Consider the following 17,753-nt stretch of genomic DNA (forward strand, 5'->3'; position numbering starts at 1 on the left):
CGCCGACCATCGCCTCCGATGCTCGAAGCGGGGTCTCCATAGCAAACTTCCCAGCAGGCACAAAGCAAAAAGGGGAGGATTCGCGACGAACCTCCCCTTTGGTCGAGTTTGCCGGCTTTGGCGGGCTCAGAGCGCGGGCTGGCCGCTCGCCGCCGCAGCCGCCAACGCGGCGCCCAACAGTTCGAAACTGTCGTGTCCGGACGCCTGGGCAAGCCCTGCCACTGTATCCTCGGCCGACTTGACCTCGACACCGATCGCCTTGAGCCGATCGGTCACCGTCGCCTCGTCGGTGCGGGCGAGCGCGGCCAACGCCGTCACCGAGGCATTGTTGAGTGCGCCGAACACCACGGCGCGCGGATTGTTTGCCGAGACGCCCGCGCCCTCATAGGCAAAGGCTCCCGCGGCGGCGAGACACACGACGGTCGAGACCCACATGGCCGACCGCCGGAAATAGTTCGCCAGCGTCCGCCAGTTGCGCCAGACGTGCAGTCCGAAGGGCACGATCAGCAGCAGGGACAGTATTTCGTGCATCTCGCGGAAATACTGCGCCCCGACACCGAGAAAGAGCGCGACGCCTGAGACCAGAGAGATGAGGAACAGCCAGGTGGTCAGGGGGGTGGCGTAGAGAAACAGGATATCTTTGGCGGACATGAGATGAACTCGGCAAAGGAAGAAAAGCTGGGAAACGAGAGCCTTGGGCTCCCTTTTCTCCTAGCACTCCCTCAGCTTCCGATCCTCTCAGCGAGGTCGCGAAGTGTATCAAAGGGTATCGGCCGTTCCCTTGCGCTTTCGGCTCGCCTTGCGCGCCTTTTCCTCGGCCTTGGCCGCCTCGCTGCGGCGCGCGACGGCAACCGCGGCCCGGCACCAGTCGAGGAACTCGTCGGGCTCGTCGTAAAGCCGCTCCGGCGCCCGCCAGTAAGGCATCTGAGCCGTCCGGCCATCCTTGGTGGTATACTCGAACTGTGGACAATCCTCGGCGACGAAACGTCCCCGCGTCTCGCCATCCACCTTGAAGTAGAGACTGCCGTCGATCTCCAGGGCGAACACCATGCCATCCTGGTAGATGGAAAGCCCGCCGAACATCCTTCGGAACGTGACGCCGCCAAGCGGCTCCGTCAGCTCGCGCAGAAACTCCCTGAAGCCATCATCTGCCATCGCCATTCCCCAGTCCGTAGATCGCACCGGAACATAATATGAACAAACAGCCCCGTCCAGCGTCGGCAGCGCACACGTGCGCTTCTTGCCCTTTCTCGACACGGGCATTATTTGTCCTGACGACTATCCTCATACGAGCACTTGCGGTCTCGCTGCTTGTTCAGATGGCCGCGCTGATGAACCCCATGATCGACGCCAGGGCCGGCGAGGCGGAAATCGCCCGCCTCGAACAAGTTTTCCGTGCGCCCGAACAGGCCGGGACCCAGTTCTCGAAGTCTTTTCTGGCTGCGGTGCCAGCCGAGCAGATATCCAAGATCGTCAACCAATTGGTCGGCTCGCTCGGGACGCCGCAGGCGATCGTCCAGGACGGAGACGACTACGCGGTCGAGACCAAGACCCACTCGATTCCGACCAAGATAACGCTGGATGCCGACGGCCTGATCGCCGGGCTGCTGTTTGAGCCGCCGATGGCTCTGACGGCCTCGCTCTCCGAAACGCTGGAAAAGCTCGCCAGCCTCGCCAAAACTGTCTCCTACATTGTCGAAGAGGATGGAGCGGTTCGCTTCGAACGCGACGCCGATCTGCCACTGGCCGTCGGATCTGCTTTCAAGCTCGGCGTGCTGAAGGCCCTCTGGGACGACATCGACGCGGGACGTCGCCGGTGGGACGACGTGGTGCGACTGGAAGCGACCGATCGATCGCTGCCAACCGGCGAGTTGCGCCTCTATCCTGCCGGATCGCCTCTGACGCTGCATACATTGGCCGCTGAAATGATCGCCCACAGCGACAACACGGCAACCGACACGCTGATCCGAACCATCGGGGCCGACCGGATCGCCGCTGGCCTCGGCATCGAGACGCTGCTGACCACCCGGGCGCTGTTCCAGCTGAAAGCGAACAAGACCCTGGCCGACGCCTATCTCTCAGGCACAGCCTCCGATCGAGCCGCCCTCCTGAAACAGCTATCCAAGCGGGAGCTGCCGTCGGTCGCCGCCGCTTCCAGCCTCTACACGTCCGGTCTCGAATGGATGATTCCCGTGCGGCAGCTATGTCGCCTCGCCGCCGCAGTGTCCGATATCGACGTTTTCACGATCAATCCCGGTCCGGTTCGCCCCGGTTCGTGGCAACGCATCGCCTACAAGGGCGGCAGCGAGACCGGCGTTCTCAACCTGACCGCCGCGCTGATCGGCAAGGACGGCCGCACGCACTGCCTGTCCGTGACGCTGAACGGGGATAAAGTGATCGACGAGATTGCGGCGGCCGGCCTGTTCGCCAGGGCGGCCACCCAACTCGCCACGGCCAAATAGGACCTCAGGCCCTGTCGAGACCCATTTGCCAGAAAGCGGCTTCGAGCCGGCTCGCCTGCTGGAAGATGCGGGCGATCTGGCCAAAGCGCGCCTCTCCCATCGCACCGCCTGACAGCGCGTCGAGACGATCGATGGTCGAGGCCGCCACCTGCTGATAGCCATCGGCGGAGTATTCGGCGATCCACGGCGCGTAGCGGTTGCTCTCGGCCAACGCTCCCGGAATGGACGCGAGCCGGCGGCCGATGACCGCGTAGCCGATCATGCAGGGGGCGAGCGCCACGTGGAGATCGAGAAGATCGCCCCGCACACCCCAGTCGAGCACGAAGCGGGTGTAGGCCGTGGTCGGCATGTCCTCGTCGGCGGCTTCGAGATCGGCCGGCGTCAGGCCCCAGCCGGCGCAATACTTGACGTGCAACGCCATCTCGCCGTCGAGGATGGCGTGGAGACCATCGAGCCCATAGTGCATCTCCTCCATCGTCCGCCCCTTGTAGGCGGCGAGCGCATAGGCGCGGGCGAACTGGATCAGGAACAGATAGTCCTGGACGAGATAGTGCCGGAAGGCCGCCTCCGGCAGCTTGCCGGTGGCCATCATCTCCACGAAGGGGTGCTCGACGTAGGCACGCCAGTCGTCGGCGCAGGCTTCGACGAGGCGGTCGTAAAGCTTCATCCGTTCTCTCCACGTGCCCAGGCCGCCTTGGTCTCGGCTTTGAACGCCTCGAAGCGGCCTGCTTCGATGGCGTCGCGGATGCCCTGCATCAGCGACTGGTAGTAAGCGACGTTGACCCAGGTCAGCAGCATGGCACCCAGCGCCTCGCCTGTGCGGACCAGATGGTGGATATAGGCGCGCGAGTAGTCGCGCGCGGCCGGACAGTCCGACGTCGGGTCGATCGGCCGGGGATCGTCCATATGGCGGGCGTTCTTGAAATTGAGCTTGCCGAAGCGGGTATAGGCGAGGCCATGGCGGCCGGCGCGCGTCGGCATCACGCAGTCGAACTGGTCGATGCCGCGCGCCACGCTCTCGATGATGTCGTCGGGCGTACCGACCCCCATCAGATAGCGCGGCTTGTCGCGCGGCAGGATCGGATCGACGACGTCGATCATCTGCAGCATGACCGCCTGCGGCTCGCCGACGGCGAGACCGCCCACCGAGAAACCTTCGAAGGGCATGGCGGAGAGTTCGCGGGCGCTCGCCTCGCGCAGCGACGGAACGTCGCCACCCTGCACGATGCCGTAGAGCCCCTGCCCCTTTTGCGGCCCGCCCATCGCCTCGAACTGCCGGCGCGACCGCTCGGCCCACCTGAGGCTCAATCGCATGCCGCGTTCGACCTCCTTGGGCTCGGCCGGCAGGCGGACGCACTCGTCGAGCTGCATCTGGATGTCGGAGCCGAGAAGCCCCTGGATCTCGATGGAGCGTTCCGGCGTCAGCTCGTGCCGGCTGCCATCGATGTGACTCTGGAAGGTCACGCCATGCTCATCCATCTTCCTGAGCTTGGCGAGCGACATCACCTGGAAGCCGCCGCTGTCGGTGAGGATGGTCTTGTCCCAGGTGGAAAACGTGTGCAGGCCGCCGAGAGCTGCCACCCGTTCGGCGCCGGGCCTCAGCATCAGGTGATAGGTGTTGCCGAGCACGACGTCGGCGCCGGTCGCCTTGACGTCGTCCATGAACATCGCCTTCACCGTTCCGAGCGTGCCCACCGGCATGAAGGCCGGCGTGCGGACGACGCCATGCGGCGTGACGATCTCGCCGCGACGCGCCCGACCATCGGTCGCAATGAGGCGGAAGGAAAAGGGCTGGGTCATCGGCATCGCTTTCCGGAGAATGGCGCCCCCGTTTCAACAAGATCGGGAGCGCCGCCCGCCAATAGCGAAAAATACCGCCGGCAACAACGCCTCTCAGCTCCTGAGCAGCCGGTAGATGGCCGGAATGACCAGCACGGTGAGCAGCGTCGAGGACGCGAGACCGAACAGGAGCGAGATGGCGAGCCCCTGAAAGATCGGATCGGTCAGGATCACCGCCGCGCCGATCATGGCGGCAAGCGCCGTCAAGAGGATCGGCTTGAAGCGGATCGACCCGGCCTCGATCAGGATGTCGGCGAGTGGCCGGTGCATGGTATGCGGCACGCCCTCCTCGTCCTTGACAGTCATCTCGCGCGGCGCATGCCGTATGAAATCGACGAGCAGGATCGAGTTGCGCACGATGATGCCCGCGAGCGCGATGAAGCCGATCATCGACGTCGCCGTGAACGGCGCATGGAACAGCCAGTGCCCGCCGAGGATGCCGATGAAGGTCAGCGGAATTGGCGTCAGGATCACCAGCGGCAGCTTGAACGAGCCGAACTGCGCCACGACGAGGATGTAGATGCCGAGCACGGCGATGGCGAAGGCGGCCCCCATGTCGCGGAAGGTCACCCACGTCACTTCCCATTCGCCATCCCAAAGCAAGGTCGACTTGCCTTCGTCGGCCGGCTGGCCATGCAGGGCGACGACCGGCTTTTCGAGGCCCGTCCAGTCCTGGCGGTCGAGCGCTTCCTGGACGGCGAGCATGCCGTAGAGAGGCGCCTCGTAGGCGCCGGCCAGCTCGGCCGTCACCATCTCGGCAAAGCGACCGTTGTGGCGGAAGATCGGGAAGGATGCCTTCTCCTCCTTGACCCGCACGACGTCCCCGAGTTCGACGACACCGCGATCGCCCGGCAGCACGTTGGCGGGAATGGGCGTCGTCAGCGCCGTCTCGTCGAGCACCTTCTTGCCCTTCGGTCGCTCGACGACGATCGGTATGGCCGCCCGCCCATTGCCACGGTGCGAATAGCCCACCGTCGACGAGCCGCCCAGGATGGCCAGCGTGTCGAACACGTCGCTCTCCTCCACGTGGAAGAAATCGAGATCGTCGGTGGAAATGGTGGCGCGAAGCCGCCGCGCCGGCTCGCCGAACGAGTTATCGACGTCGACGATGAAGGGAACCTCCCGGAAAGCGGCCTCGACCTTCTCGGCCGTCCGGCGTCGCGTGTCGGCCGTCGGACCGTAGATCTCCGCCAGCAATGTCGCCATCACCGGCGGTCCCGGCGGAGGCTCGACCACCTTGAGCGAGGTACCCGTCGGAACCGGCAGCGCCATGACGCGTTGGCGCAGCTCCAGGGCAATGTCGTGCGAGGCCCTGTCACGCTCGCCCTTGGGCGTCAGGTTGACCTGGACATCGCCGAGCTGCGGCTGGGCGCGCAGATAGGAGTGGCGCACGAGGCCGTTGAAGTTGAACGGCGCGGCGGCACCGGCGTGGGTCTGGACGGAGACCACCTCGGGCAGACCGAGAGCCGCCTTTGCCACCGCCTGCGCCACGGCGTCCGTGGCCTCCACCGACGAGCCTTCCGGCAAATCGATGGTCACGGCGAGTTCCGCCTTGTTGTCGAAGGGCAACAGCTTCACGGTGACGTGCTTGGTGTAGAAGAGGGTCAGCGAGCTGAGCGTCAGCACACCCACCGCCAGTAGGAAGGCGAGACTCCGCCCCTTGCTCTGGAGGATCGGCCGCGCCACGGCCGCGTAGGCCTTGCCGAGCACGCCGCCGGCACTGTCGCCCTGATGGTGATGCGCCGATCCGCCGCCGGTCACCTTCAGCATCAGCCAAGGCGTCACCATGACCGCCACAAAGAAGGAAAAGATCATCGCCGCCGAAGCGTTGGCCGGGATCGGGCTCATGTAGGGGCCCATCATGCCGGAAACGAACAGCATCGGCAGCAGCGCCGCGACGACGGTCAGCGTCGCGACGATGGTCGGGTTGCCAACCTCGGCCACGGCTTCGACCGCGCTTTCCCGCCGGCTTATGCCCTTGCCCATCGCCGCGTGACGGGCAATGTTCTCGATGACGACGATGGCGTCGTCCACCAGGATTCCGATGGAAAAGATCAGCGCGAACAGCGACACGCGGTTGAGCGTGTAGCCCATCACCTTGGCGGCGAACAAGGTGAGCAGGATGGTCACCGGGATCACGACGGCCACGACCACGGCCTCGCGGAAGCCGATGGCCACCCAGACCAGGACAATGATCGACAGCGTTGCAAGACCCAGGTGGAACAGAAGCTCGTTGGCCTTCTCGTTGGCGGTCTCGCCATAGTCTCGCGTCACCTCGACGGCGAGGCTGTCGGGAATCAGGTTGCCCTTGAGGCCTTCGACTCGGGCGAGAATGTCATGGGCGACGGTGACGGCATTGGCGCCCGCTCGCTTGGCGACCGCCAGCGTCACCGAGGGAAGCCGCTCAAGCGATCCGCCTTCGGTCTTGCGGACGGTGGAAACGTAGAGATCGGCAGTATCCTGAACGAACGAGACGTCGGCGACGTCGCGCACGTAGACGGGCCGGCCGTCACGGGTCGTCAGCAGAAGATTGGCGATTTCGGCGGGCGATTGCAGGGTTTCGCCGGCCACCAGCTGGATTTCCTCACCGCCCTGGCGAACGGTCCCGGCCGGAAACGACCTGTTGGCGGCCGTAACCTTGGCTGCCAGTTGCTGCAGCGTCACGCCATAGAGGGCGAGACGATCGGGATCCGGCGCGACGCGAATGGCATCCCCGGTCTCACCCACGAGATAGGTGAGCCCGACATTCTCGACCTTGGCGATCTCGCTGCGCAACTCACGGGCGACTCGCGTCAGATCGGCGGCGGTCACCGAGGCGGCCGCCTCGGGCTTCGGCGACAGGGTCAAGGTGACGATAGCGACGTCGTCGATGCCGCGCCCGACAATTCTCGGCTCGGCGATGCCGACGGGAATACGGTCCATGTTGGCCCGAATCCGGTCGTGCACGCGCAGCACGGCCGCGTCGGCCGAGGTGCCGACCAGGAAGCGGGCGGTGACGAGAACCTGCTCGTCATAGGTCTGCGAGTAGACGTGCTCGACCCCGTTTATGGCCTTGACGATGGTCTCGAGCGGTTCGGTGATCAGCTTCTCGGCGTCCTCGGCCTTGAGGCCCGGCGCCGACACGTGAATGTCGACCATCGGCACGGAGATCTGCGGCTCTTCCTCGCGTGGCAACGTGACCAGCGCAACGAGACCGACCGCGAAGGCGGCCAACAGAAACAGCGGCGTCAGTGCCGAGCCGATGAAGGCGCGGGTGAGATGGCCGGCTATACCGAGTTTCATGGCAGCACCACCGCATCGCCGGCGGAAAGGCCGGACAGGATCTCCACATCATCGCCGTGTCGCTCGCCGAGCACCACGGTACGGTCGCTCTCCACGCCTTCCGAGGAGATGCGCAGGGTGTCGATGCCGGACCGGCTGGCGACGGCGGAGGCGGGCACCAGAATGGCCTGGCGCTTGCCGACCGGCACGCGGACGAGAAGACGGGCATCGACGAAATCGGTCGGCAGGTCCGCCACTTCCACGTCGGCGGTCACGCGGCCACCTTCGATCTGCGGGTAGATCTTGGCGAGCCGCCCCTCCAGGGCGCCGTTTGCCGTCTCCACCGCGAGCGAGGCGCCCATTTCAAGCAGGTCGGCATGGCGCTCGGGAATCGACAGGCGCAGGAAAAAGCCGCCGCCGCCCAGCGTGGCGACGGTTTCGCCGGCCATCACCACCGATCCCTTGGTTACCGGCACCGTCAGAACCTTGCCATCATTGGGCGCCAGCACATCGCCTTCCGCACCCTGTTGCACCACGACCTGCCGCTGCGCCTCGGCGGCGGCGATCTGGTTGCGGAACACGTCGACCTGGGTGCGCAACTGATCCAGTCGCTGACTGGTGCTGACGCCCTTCTCGACCAGCGTCTGGCCACGGGCAAGTTCGGACTCAGCGTTCTGCAACTGCGCCACGAGCGCCTTCAACTGGGCATCGAGAGCCGACACCTGAAAGTCGATCTTGTCGTCGCGCACGACGGCGATGCGTTGCCCGCCCTTCACCGCGTCGCCTTCGGAAACGTCGAGCGACACCAGGGTGCCGCCGACGCGAGCGCGTGCGGCGAGAGTGTCGCGCGCCTCGACGCGGCCATAGACCGCCTTCCACTCCGGGATGGCGACCGGCTGGACGACCAGAGTCCCCGCCTCCGCCAACGAGACGAGGCAGAGCGAAGCGAGCCCGGTGAGGAAGAGGCGCATCACGAACTCCCGATCAGAAGGCAGTGCCGGACTTGACGCCCAGCTTGCGGAACACGATTGCCGCCGGACAGAACCCCGTGAAGGCCGACTGGATGAGGTTGAAGCCGACGAACGCCGAAAGCCACACGAAGTACGGCGAGACAAAATAGGTGAGCAGCAGCGAGACCAGCAGCACGCTGCCGGCAAAAGCGAGAACGGCGCGATCAAGGGTCATCGGTCATCTCCGTCAAGAGTTATATTATAATATACTCATATACAGAAACGCACCAAAGATGCAAGCGCTTCTGCGCCCTCCTCGGAACACTGCCGGCGCCGGATGGCCATGCAGCGCCAGCGTCCAGGGCAGGCTGGATCAACAAGACGTCGCCGTCAATCATCCATCCGGAGGCAAAGTGGATGATTTGTATAGTTATTTCATCATGATAACTGGACAGGAGCCATCTCGCGAACGCCACGGGGAAGGCTCGTCACAGGGCAGCCGCGGCGGTCAACTTCGATCGCTTTTCCCGCCGGTTTGATGATAGCCTCCGGCCCCGAATCTCGGAGAGGAACGTATGGCCATTGCCTTCGACATCGGTGGAACGAAAATCGCGGCAGCACGAGTCGGCGCCGATCTGGCGGCCAGTGAAATCGGCCGTGTTCCGACCCCCATTCGCGACTACGATGCGTTCTGCGCCGCCATTGCCGATCTTGCAGGACAAGGTGACGAGCCGATTGGAATCTCCATAGCCGGTGTCGTCGATCCGCGCGACGGCCGGCTTATCGTTGCCAACATTCCCTGCGCCGACGGCAAGCCGCTTGCCGCCGACCTTGAGGACCGCCTGAACCGTCGGGTGAGCGTACTCAACGATGCCAAGGCCTTCGCCCTCGCCGAAGCCAACGTCGGCCTCGGCAAGGGGCACGCGTCGGTCCTTGCCGTGATCATCGGCACGGGCGTCGGCGGCGCGTTCGTGCTGAACGGCCGGCTCGTCATGGGTTCGACCGGCAGCGCCGGCGAGTGGGGGCACGGTCCGGCTGCGGCGACACGCACCGGCGCCACGCTGCCCATCGTCCGCTGCGGCTGCGGCCGGCCCGGCTGTGTCGATACGCTGGGCGGCGCGCGCGGTCTCGAGCGGCTGCACCGCCACCTCACCAGCATCGAAGCGGACAGCCCGGCCATTCTCGCCGCCTGGCAGCAGGGCGAGCCGGACGCGGTCCGGACGCTAGACGTCTACCTCGACGTGGTCGGCGGCGCACTCGCCAATACGGTCAACATTCTTGACCCCGACATCGTCCCGATCGGCGGCGGCCTGGCCCGCAACGCCGCCCTCATCGCCGCCATCGATGCCGAAGTGCGCTCCCGCACGCTCGGCCAGCGCGCCCAAGCGCTCTGCGTGCCCACCGAGACAGGGCCGGAGAAAGGTCTCGTCGGCGCCGCGATCCACGTTTCGGAGGCGCCCGCGCCATGACCATTCGCCTCGAAGTCTGCATGGACGACGTATCCGGCCTCGCGGCCTGCGCCGCAGGCGGAGCCGACCGCATCGAACTCTGTTCGGCGCTCGATCTCGGCGGCCTGACCCCCTCGCCGGGCCTCATATCCGCCGCCTCGAAGTCCACGGTGCCGGTGCGCGCCATGATCCGGCCGCGCGCCGGCGACTTTGTCTTTACCGACGCCGAGATGGACGTCATGCTCGCCGACATCGCGGCGGTGCGGGCGGCGGGGCTCGCAGGCGTCGTTCTCGGGGCGACGACCGCCGAAAACGAACTCGACATCGCGGCGCTCGCCCGCCTCGTCGACGCTGCCGGTCACCTCGGCAAGACGCTGCACCGTGCCGTCGATCTGCTGCCCGATCCGGTTACCGCCGTCGACATCACCATCCACCTCGGCTTCGACTGCATCCTGACCTCCGGCGGCGCGCTCTCCGCCGAGGCGGGCGCAGCCGTCATTGCCGCCATGGTCGAACGCGCCGCCGGCCGGATCGACATCATGGCGGGCAGCGGTGTTCGTCCGGAAAACGCGGCGGCCATCCATAGGGATACGCGCGCCCACTGGCTGCACTCCTCCTGCGGTCGCACCGAAGCCAACGGCGAGGATATCCGCCACTTCGGCTTCGGACCGGACGAGCGGCGCCTGACCGATGCCGACCGGATCCGGACGCTGAAGGCGGCCGCCACCTCCGGAGATCCGTCATGATCCTCAGCGACAACCTCAGGGGCGCCCTGCTTGCCGTCTGCGCATTCGGGATCTTCTCGGTCGCCGACACCATCGTCAAATACGAGAGCCAGTTCATGCCCGTCGCCGCCGTGACGGCGATGATCACCGGCGTTGCAACGGTGCTGATCGCTCTTTACGGCTTCGGCATCGGTCAGGGACGCGCCCTTGTTCCGGTAACGCCCGCCTTCACGCTCGGCCGCGGCGCTCTCCTCGCGAGCGAGACCGCGATCATCTATTATGCCTTCACCGTCGTTCCGCTCGCCGACGTCTACGTTCTCACCTTTCTCACGCCGATCTTCGTCTCGGTGATCGCCATCGTCGGCCTCGGAGAGCGCCCTTCCCCGTTGGTGGCCATAGGGGTCGTGCTTGGATTCGTCGGCGTTCTCGTCGCATTCCGTCCCGGCGCCATGGGCTTCGGTCTCGGCCATTTCGCCGCCGCCGGCTCGGCACTCATCTTCGCGGTGACGCTGGTGATGATCCGCATCGCGCCACCGCGCGAGTCCGATCTCGCCCTGGTCATCTGCCCGATGATCATCCTGGCGATCGGCAGCGGCATCGTGACCCTGATGACCACGGGCTTCCCGGCGCCCTCGGGCGGCGATATGGCGCTCGTCCTTCTCGCCGGCTTCTGCCTCTTCGCAGGCAATCTGCTGATCGTCCGCGCCTACCGCGTCGGCGCAGCGTCCTTCGTGGCGCCGTTCCAGTACTGCCTCATCTTCTGGGGCGCGCTCAATGGCTGGCTGGTGTTCGGCGCGTCCGTCGAACTGTTCACCTGGATCGGCGCGGCCATCATCATCGCCGCCGGTCTGATGGTGTTGCGAGCCGATCGGGCCAGCACCTGACCGACCGCGACGGCGAGACCATGACCCCGCCATTGCCGTCCCGCTTGATGCGGGCCGCGCCACAGGCTAGCTTGCCCTGAGGATGGCATTGACAACGTAATCATACGACAAAATCCAATACGGGAGAACCGCCATGGCACGTCTCGCAGGAACCGTCGCAATCGTCACCGGTGCCGGCAGGGGCATCGGGCGGGAGATCGCCCTTCATCAGGCCCGCGCCGGCGCCAAGGTGGCGGCCCTTGCCCGCACCGCACGGGAAATCGAGGAGACCGCCGCCCTGATCGCCGCCGAAGGCGGCAAGGCGATCGCCCTCCCCGTCGATCTCGTCGACCGGGCCGCCGTCGAAGCGGCCGTTGCCCACGTTTCCGCCGAACTCGGCCCCATCGACACCCTCGTCAACAACCATGGTTCGTTCCGGGCCTTCGGGCCGATCTGGGACTGCGACCCCGAGGCGTGGTGGGCCGACGTCGAGATCAACCTGCGCGGCACTTTCCACACCTGCCGCGCCGTGGCGCCGGCCATGCGCGACCGGGGAGCCGGACGCATCGTCAATCTGGTCGGCGGCGGCACCGGAACCAGCTTCCCCAACGGCTCCGGCTACGCCTCCAGCAAGGCCGCGATCATGCGCTTCACCGAGTGCTTCAACGACACGGTAAAGGACGCCGGCGTCCTTGCCTTCGCCGTCGATCCGGGGCTGGTGCGCACCGCCATGACCGAACTGCAGCTCCACTCGGACGAGGGCAAGAGGCACCTGCCCGACATCGAGCGACTGTTCGACGAAGGCGTGAACATTCCGCCGACCCGGGCCGCCGCCCTCATCGCCGACATCGCCGCCGGGCGCTTCGACAGGCTGGCCGGACGCATGCTGCGCGGTGTCGAGGATCGCGACGCGCTGGAGACGGCGATGGACGATCTCGTCGCCACGGACGGCCGTGCATTGCGGCTGACGCGCGTCGATATCTGAGGGACGGCGCGGGCGGCCTACCCCGTCGCCTGCGCCTCGGCCTGCGCAAGAAGCGCCAGCACGTGCGCGTGCGAGGCCTCGAAGGCCGCCTGCTCCTCTTCGGTGAACCGGCAGGCAACGATGGCCTCGCGGCCGGCGCGGCCGATCACGCAGGGCACGCTCATCACCACGTCGGAAACGCCATACTCGCCTTGCAGAAGCGTGCCGACCGGCAGCACGGACCGTTCGTTGCCGGCGATCGCCCGGATGATCCGGAACACCGAGGCGGCAATGCCGTGGTTGGTGTTGCCCTTGCCCGCGAAGATATCGAGGCCGATCTGCAGCACGCGCCGCCGCACCTCGGTACGATCGATCGGTGGCAGGCCGTTCAATTCGCAGTAGGTGTCGACATCCAGACCGCAGACGTTGCAGAGGCTCCAGGGAATGAATCCTGTCTCGCTGTGGTCGCCAAGCACCCAGCCGAAGATGTTCTTCGGGTCGATCGCCACGTGCTCGCTGACGATGCGCATGAAGCGGGCGGTGTCGATGATGGTGCCGAGACTGATCACCCGCTCCTTCGGGAAGGACGAGTGCCGCAGCACCACCTGCACCAGGATGTCGACGGGATTGGTGACCATCAGCACGATGGCGCCCGGCGACGTCCGCTCAACATCGGCGATGATCGACTTCATGATGGCGCTGTTGATCTGCGCGAGAGCGTCGCGCGTCTGCCCCGGCTTGATCTGGGCGCCCGCCGTGATCACCACGATGTCGCTGGCGGAGGAGTCCGCGTAGTCGCCCGCCGTCAGGCGCGGGTTCTGTGCGTAGATGAAGGATGTCGTGTGCGAGAAGTCCCAGAGTTCCGCCTGGGCCTTGGCCGCCGCCTGGTCGATGACCACGATTTCCGATGCGACGCCGCTATCGAGCAGATGGCCGACAACCTCGGTGCCCACCGCCCCCATGCCGATGACCGTGATCTTCATCCCCGCCCCCTGACGCATGACCGATGGCGGAATCTAGATCACTTAACACTGTGAGAGGCAATTGCCCGGAGCGGCTCGCGGCCTCGATCCCTATGACTTTTTTATATCTTTGCCCGTGGCTCCGTCTCGAACCCCTATGCGGGTCGGACCTATCCTGAGTTCGGAACTCGGCAATCTCGCGCAAGCCCCCCGGCGGGACGACGAGTTCGCACGCAGACGGGCATCTGGCGCGGCCGAATCCCCGTCTGGAATGAATTTTGGAGTCCGAAGATGGATATCGTCCTCTCGCTGACAGGCATCGGCTTTTTCGCACTGATGTTCGGCTACGTCCGAACCTGCGACCGGCTCTGAGCGCTGGAGTGCCCACCATGCTTTTTGAATACATCCTCGGCGGCGCCACGGCGGCGTTCCTCACAGGCTACCTGATTTACGCCCTCGTTCGCCCCGAACGCTTCTGACCTCAGCCGATCAGGAATTTCCCAATGACCATCAATGGATGGATACAGATCCTCGTCTTCTGCGGGATCATCTTTCTGCTCGTCAGGCCGCTGGGCGGCTATATGACGGCGGTCTTCACCGGCGAGCGGACGCCGCTGTCGTTCGTTCTCGGGCCGCTCGAGCGCGGCCTCTACCGGCTCGCCGGCACAACCGAGCGGGAAGAGCAGCACTGGACCGGCTACGCGCTGTCGCTGCTGCTGTTCAATCTCTTCGGCTTCCTGCTTCTCTACGCGCTGCTGCGCCTCCAGGGCTCCCTGCCGCTCAACCCAACCGGCATGGCCAGCGTGCCGCCGGAGCTCGCCTTCAACACCGCCGTCAGCTTCGTGACCAACACCAACTGGCAGAACTACGGCGGCGAAACCACCATGTCCTACCTGTCGCAGATGCTTGGACTGACGGTGCAGAATTTCCTGTCGGCGGCCACCGGCATCGCGCTGGCCGTGGCGCTGATCCGCGCCTTCGCCCGCAAGTCGGCGCGAACGGTGGGCAACTTCTGGGTCGACATGACCCAGGCGACGCTCTACCTGCTGCTGCCGCTCTGCATCGTCCTGACGATTGTCTTCGTCGCGCTCGGCGTTCCTCAGACGCTCGGAGGCTCCGTTGAAGCGACCACGCTGGAAGGCGCGAGGCAGACCATCGCCGTCGGTCCGGTCGCCTCCCAGCTCGCCATCAAGATGCTCGGCACCAATGGCGGCGGCTTCTTCAACGTCAACTCCGCCCACCCGTTCGAAAACCCTGGCGCGCTCTCCAACCTGATCCAGATGGTGGCGATCTTCGCCATCGGCGCGGCGCTCACCAACGTCTTCGGCCGCATGGTCGGCAACGAGCGGCAGGGCTGGGCGATCTTCGCGGCCATGGGCACGCTGTTCCTCGTCGGCGTCGCCGTCTGCTACTGGGCCGAAGCGGCCGGCAATCCGCTGGTCCATGCCCTCGGCATCGACGGCGGCAACATGGAAGGCAAGGAAGCCCGCTTCGGCACCGCCCTTTCGGCGCTGTTCGCAGTCGTCACCACCGCCGCCTCCTGCGGCGCGGTGAACGCCATGCATGACAGCTTCATGGCGCTCGGCGGCATGATCCCGATGATCAACATGATGCTCGGCGAGATCATCATCGGCGGCGTCGGCGCCGGCTTCTACGGCATCCTGATGTTCGTGGTGATCGCCATCTTCGTCGCGGGGCTGATGGTCGGCCGCACGCCCGAGTACCTCGGCAAGAAGATCGAGGCCAAGGAAGTCAAGATGGCCATGCTGGCCGTTCTCTGCCTGCCGCTCGCAATGCTCGGCTTTGCCGCCGTAGCGGTGGTGCTGCCGACCGGCGTCGGGTCCATCGCCAACGCGGGACCGCACGGGTTCTCGGAAATCCTCTACGCCTACACCTCGGCGGCGGCCAACAACGGCTCGGCCTTCGGCGGCCTTTCCGGCAACACGCCCTGGTACAACGTCACCCTCGGCATCGCCATGCTGATGGGGCGCTTCCTGGTGATCGTTCCGGCGCTGGCGATTGCCGGCTCCATCGCCGCCAAGAAGACCGTTCCCGCATCGGCCGGCACCTTCCCCACCGACGGCGTGCTGTTCGTCGGTCTGCTCACCGGCGTCATCGTCATCGTCGGCGGCCTCACCTTCTTCCCGGCACTGGCGCTCGGTCCAGTGGTCGAACACCTGGCGATCACCGCCGGTGAGACCTTCTGAGCGTCGGACGGACAGGAGTTATTCATGAGCAAGACCAAATCCGCGAGCCTTCTCGACACTCGCATCCTGCTTCCGGCCATCGGCGGCGCCTTTCGCAAGCTCGACCCGCGCAGCCTGATCCGCAACCCGGTGATGTTCGTCGTCGCCACCGTTTCGGCGCTCACCACCGTGCTTCTCGTCAAGGACGCCATCACCGGCAGTGGCGAACTCGGCTTTTCCTTCCAGATCGTGATCTGGCTGTGGTTCACGCTGCTGTTCGCCAACTTCGCCGAAGCGGTGGCGGAGGGGCGCGGCAAGGCGCAGGCCGACGCCCTTCGCCGCACTCGAACCGAAACCCAGGCTAAGCTGCTGACCGGCGCCGACAATGCCTATCGGACGGTTCCCGGCCACAGCCTCAAGGTCGGCGACGTCGTGCTGGTCGAGGCGGGCGACATCATTCCTTCCGACGGCGAGGTGATCGAGGGCGTTGCCTCGGTCAACGAGGCGGCGATCACCGGCGAGTCGGCCCCGGTGATCCGGGAGTCGGGCGGCGACCGCTCGGCGGTGACCGGCGGCACCGAAGTGCTGTCCGACTGGATCCGCGTGCGCATCACGGCCGCGGCCGGCTCCACCTTCATCGACCGCATGATCGGACTGGTGGAAGGCGCCGAGCGCCAGAAGACGCCCAACGAAATCGCGCTCAACATCCTCCTGGCCGGCATGACGCTGATCTTCGTTCTGGCCACGGTGACGATCCCGAGTTTTGCCACCTATGCCGGCGGCTCCATCCCGGTCGTCGTGCTGGTCGCCCTGTTCGTCACGCTGATTCCCACGACCATCGGCGCGCTGCTCTCGGCTATCGGTATCGCCGGCATGGACCGCCTCGTCCGCTTCAACGTGCTGGCCATGTCCGGCCGCGCGGTCGAGGCGGCCGGCGACGTCGATACCCTGCTGCTCGACAAGACCGGCACCATCACGCTCGGCAATCGTCAGGCCACGGCCTTCCATCCGGTGGAAGGCGTCACCGCACAGGAGCTGGCCGACGCGGCGCAGCTCGCATCCCTGGCCGACGAAACGCCCGAGGGCCGGTCGATCGTCGTGCTCGCCAAGGAGACGTACGGCCTCAGGGGACGGGAGATGAAGAGCCTGCACGCCACTTTCGTGCCATTCACCGCCCAGACCCGGATGAGCGGCGTCGACCACGACGGCCTCAGCATCCGCAAGGGCGCCGTGGACGCCATCCTTGCCCAGGCCGATCCGGCGGCGCCAGTGACGTTGCGCGAGGTGCGGTCGCTCGCCGACGGTATCGCCAGGACCGGCGGCACGCCGTTGGCGGTGATGAGGAACGGCCGCCTTCTCGGCGTCGTCGAGCTCAAGGACGTCGTCAAGGGCGGCATTCGCGAGCGCTTCGCCGAACTGCGCCGCATGGGCATCCGCACGGTGATGATCACAGGCGACAACCCGATGACCGCCGCCGCCATCGCCGCCGAAGCCGGCGTCGACGACTTCCTCGCCCAGGCGACGCCGGAGGACAAGCTGAACCTCATCCGTGCCGAGCAGGCCAAGGGCAAGCTGGTGGCCATGTGCGGCGACGGCACCAACGACGCGCCAGCGCTGGCCCAGTCGGATGTCGGCGTCGCCATGAACACCGGCACCGTCGCCGCCCGCGAGGCCGGCAACATGGTGGACCTCGACAGCGACCCGACGAAGCTGATCGAGATCGTCGAGATCGGCAAGCAGCTGCTGATGACGCGCGGCGCACTCACCACCTTCTCGATCGCCAACGACGTCGCCAAGTACTTCGCCATCATCCCGGCGATGTTCCTGGCCTTCTACCCGCAGCTCGGCGCGCTCAACATCATGGGCCTCGCCACGCCGCAAAGCGCCATCCTGTCGGCGATCATCTTCAACGCCCTGATCATCGTGGCCTTGATCCCGCTGGCGCTGAAAGGCGTTCGCTACCGGCCGGTCGGCGCCGGCGCTCTGCTCACCCGCAACCTCCTGATCTACGGCCTCGGCGGCATCATCGTGCCCTTCGTCGGCATCAAGGCTATCGATCTCGCCGTCACCGCTCTCGGCCTCGTTTGAAGGAT

16 protein-coding genes are annotated in these 17,753 nt (G+C 66.0%); 8 read left to right on the top strand and 8 right to left on the bottom strand.

Translation table 11 applies throughout. From position 1 onward, the window contains the following. Positions 1–126: 126 nt before the first annotated feature. Both QQZ18_RS02990 and QQZ18_RS02995 read right to left on the bottom strand, forming a co-directional pair. The gene (locus tag QQZ18_RS02990; protein WP_284537770.1) at positions 127–651 is read right to left on the bottom strand and encodes a DUF4405 domain-containing protein; all 525 of its coding nucleotides are present in this window, start codon (positions 649–651) and stop codon (positions 127–129) included. Between the two features lie 108 nt (positions 652–759). Further along, positions 760–1,161, bottom strand: a complete 402-nt coding sequence (locus QQZ18_RS02995) for a TfoX/Sxy family protein (RefSeq protein ID WP_284537771.1) — start codon at positions 1,159–1,161, stop codon at positions 760–762. 170 nt (positions 1,162–1,331) lie between these two features. Between QQZ18_RS02995 and QQZ18_RS03000 the strand changes: the two genes are divergently transcribed. Next, on the top strand, positions 1,332–2,462 hold the full coding sequence (locus QQZ18_RS03000; protein ID WP_284537772.1) for a serine hydrolase: 1,131 nt from the start codon (positions 1,332–1,334) through the stop codon (positions 2,460–2,462). 4 nt (positions 2,463–2,466) lie between these two features. On the opposite strand, the gene tenA is transcribed toward QQZ18_RS03000, so the two are convergent. The 5 genes from tenA to QQZ18_RS03025 form a co-directional block, all read right to left on the bottom strand. Beyond that, positions 2,467–3,129, bottom strand: coding sequence for a thiaminase II (tenA, locus tag QQZ18_RS03005; protein ID WP_284537773.1), 663 nt, complete (start codon positions 3,127–3,129; stop codon positions 2,467–2,469). Next, positions 3,126–4,262, bottom strand: a complete 1,137-nt coding sequence (gene tgt, locus QQZ18_RS03010) for a tRNA guanosine(34) transglycosylase Tgt (protein WP_284537774.1) — start codon at positions 4,260–4,262, stop codon at positions 3,126–3,128. Before tgt ends, tenA begins: the two co-directional genes overlap by 4 nt. 93 nt (positions 4,263–4,355) lie before the next feature. Further along, on the bottom strand, positions 4,356–7,583 hold the full coding sequence (locus tag QQZ18_RS03015; RefSeq protein WP_284537775.1) for an efflux RND transporter permease subunit: 3,228 nt from the start codon (positions 7,581–7,583) through the stop codon (positions 4,356–4,358). Next, positions 7,580–8,533: an efflux RND transporter periplasmic adaptor subunit gene (locus QQZ18_RS03020; RefSeq protein WP_284537776.1), complete on the bottom strand. Its 954-nt coding sequence runs from the start codon at positions 8,531–8,533 to the stop codon at positions 7,580–7,582. The genes QQZ18_RS03015 and QQZ18_RS03020 overlap by 4 nt, the downstream gene beginning before the upstream one ends. A gap of 13 nt (positions 8,534–8,546) precedes the next feature. Next, a complete protein-coding gene (locus QQZ18_RS03025; RefSeq protein WP_284537777.1) occupies positions 8,547–8,747 on the bottom strand; it encodes a YgaP family membrane protein in 201 nt (66 codons plus the stop codon). Positions 8,748–9,087: 340 nt separating this feature from the next. On the opposite strand from QQZ18_RS03025, the gene QQZ18_RS03030 reads away from it, so the two are divergent. The 4 genes from QQZ18_RS03030 to QQZ18_RS03045 all read left to right on the top strand — a co-directional run bounded on the left by QQZ18_RS03030 (position 9,088) and on the right by QQZ18_RS03045 (position 12,533). Further along, positions 9,088–9,981 carry an ROK family protein gene (locus QQZ18_RS03030; protein WP_284537778.1) on the top strand — a complete coding sequence of 298 codons (894 nt, stop codon included), beginning with the start codon at positions 9,088–9,090 and terminating at the stop codon, positions 9,979–9,981. After that, complete coding sequence (locus tag QQZ18_RS03035) at positions 9,978–10,706, top strand: copper homeostasis protein CutC (RefSeq protein WP_284537779.1); 729 nt, start codon at positions 9,978–9,980, stop codon at positions 10,704–10,706. Before QQZ18_RS03030 ends, QQZ18_RS03035 begins: the two co-directional genes overlap by 4 nt. Beyond that, the gene (locus QQZ18_RS03040) at positions 10,703–11,569 is read left to right on the top strand and encodes a DMT family transporter (RefSeq protein WP_284537780.1); all 867 of its coding nucleotides are present in this window, start codon (positions 10,703–10,705) and stop codon (positions 11,567–11,569) included. The genes QQZ18_RS03035 and QQZ18_RS03040 overlap by 4 nt, the downstream gene beginning before the upstream one ends. A 133-nt stretch (positions 11,570–11,702) precedes the next feature. Beyond that, the gene (locus QQZ18_RS03045; protein ID WP_284537781.1) at positions 11,703–12,533 is read left to right on the top strand and encodes an SDR family NAD(P)-dependent oxidoreductase; all 831 of its coding nucleotides are present in this window, start codon (positions 11,703–11,705) and stop codon (positions 12,531–12,533) included. Between the two features lie 17 nt (positions 12,534–12,550). Here QQZ18_RS03045 and QQZ18_RS03050 read toward each other — a convergent pair whose 3' ends face one another. Then, entirely contained in the window at positions 12,551–13,495 is a 945-nt protein-coding gene (locus QQZ18_RS03050) for a lactate/malate family dehydrogenase (RefSeq protein ID WP_284537782.1), read from the bottom strand. Between the two features lie 368 nt (positions 13,496–13,863). Between QQZ18_RS03050 and kdpF the strand changes: the two genes are divergently transcribed. Genes kdpF through kdpB form a run of 3 tightly spaced genes read left to right on the top strand, consistent with a single transcriptional unit; the run spans position 13,864 to position 17,748 of the window. Next, positions 13,864–13,953, top strand: a complete 90-nt coding sequence (kdpF, locus tag QQZ18_RS03055) for a K(+)-transporting ATPase subunit F (protein ID WP_284537784.1) — start codon at positions 13,864–13,866, stop codon at positions 13,951–13,953. A 24-nt stretch (positions 13,954–13,977) separates the two neighbouring features. Then, on the top strand, positions 13,978–15,681 hold the full coding sequence (kdpA, locus tag QQZ18_RS03060; RefSeq protein ID WP_284537786.1) for a potassium-transporting ATPase subunit KdpA: 1,704 nt from the start codon (positions 13,978–13,980) through the stop codon (positions 15,679–15,681). Between the two features lie 24 nt (positions 15,682–15,705). Next, entirely contained in the window at positions 15,706–17,748 is a 2,043-nt protein-coding gene (kdpB, locus tag QQZ18_RS03065) for a potassium-transporting ATPase subunit KdpB (protein WP_284537789.1), read from the top strand. Positions 17,749–17,753: the final 5 nt, after the last annotated feature.

This window comes from Pleomorphomonas sp. T1.2MG-36 (assembly GCF_950100655.1).
Taxonomy (GTDB): Bacteria; Pseudomonadota; Alphaproteobacteria; order Rhizobiales; family Pleomorphomonadaceae; genus Pleomorphomonas.

Coding starts and splice junctions, on each gene's coding strand:
- QQZ18_RS03040 (WP_284537780.1), top strand. CDS start 10,703: ATGATCCTCAGCGACAACCTCAGGGGCGCCCTGCTTGCCGTCTGCGCA.
- QQZ18_RS02990 (WP_284537770.1), bottom strand. CDS start 651: ATGTCCGCCAAAGATATCCTGTTTCTCTACGCCACCCCCCTGACCACC.
- QQZ18_RS03000 (WP_284537772.1), top strand. CDS start 1,332: ATGAACCCCATGATCGACGCCAGGGCCGGCGAGGCGGAAATCGCCCGC.
- QQZ18_RS03045 (WP_284537781.1), top strand. CDS start 11,703: ATGGCACGTCTCGCAGGAACCGTCGCAATCGTCACCGGTGCCGGCAGG.
- QQZ18_RS03035 (WP_284537779.1), top strand. CDS start 9,978: ATGACCATTCGCCTCGAAGTCTGCATGGACGACGTATCCGGCCTCGCG.
- kdpB (WP_284537789.1), top strand. CDS start 15,706: ATGAGCAAGACCAAATCCGCGAGCCTTCTCGACACTCGCATCCTGCTT.
- kdpF (WP_284537784.1), top strand. CDS start 13,864: ATGCTTTTTGAATACATCCTCGGCGGCGCCACGGCGGCGTTCCTCACA.
- QQZ18_RS03025 (WP_284537777.1), bottom strand. CDS start 8,747: ATGACCCTTGATCGCGCCGTTCTCGCTTTTGCCGGCAGCGTGCTGCTG.
- tgt (WP_284537774.1), bottom strand. CDS start 4,262: ATGACCCAGCCCTTTTCCTTCCGCCTCATTGCGACCGATGGTCGGGCG.
- QQZ18_RS03015 (WP_284537775.1), bottom strand. CDS start 7,583: ATGAAACTCGGTATAGCCGGCCATCTCACCCGCGCCTTCATCGGCTCG.
- kdpA (WP_284537786.1), top strand. CDS start 13,978: ATGACCATCAATGGATGGATACAGATCCTCGTCTTCTGCGGGATCATC.
- QQZ18_RS03030 (WP_284537778.1), top strand. CDS start 9,088: ATGGCCATTGCCTTCGACATCGGTGGAACGAAAATCGCGGCAGCACGA.
- QQZ18_RS03050 (WP_284537782.1), bottom strand. CDS start 13,495: ATGAAGATCACGGTCATCGGCATGGGGGCGGTGGGCACCGAGGTTGTC.
- QQZ18_RS02995 (WP_284537771.1), bottom strand. CDS start 1,161: ATGGCGATGGCAGATGATGGCTTCAGGGAGTTTCTGCGCGAGCTGACG.
- tenA (WP_284537773.1), bottom strand. CDS start 3,129: ATGAAGCTTTACGACCGCCTCGTCGAAGCCTGCGCCGACGACTGGCGT.
- QQZ18_RS03020 (WP_284537776.1), bottom strand. CDS start 8,533: ATGCGCCTCTTCCTCACCGGGCTCGCTTCGCTCTGCCTCGTCTCGTTG.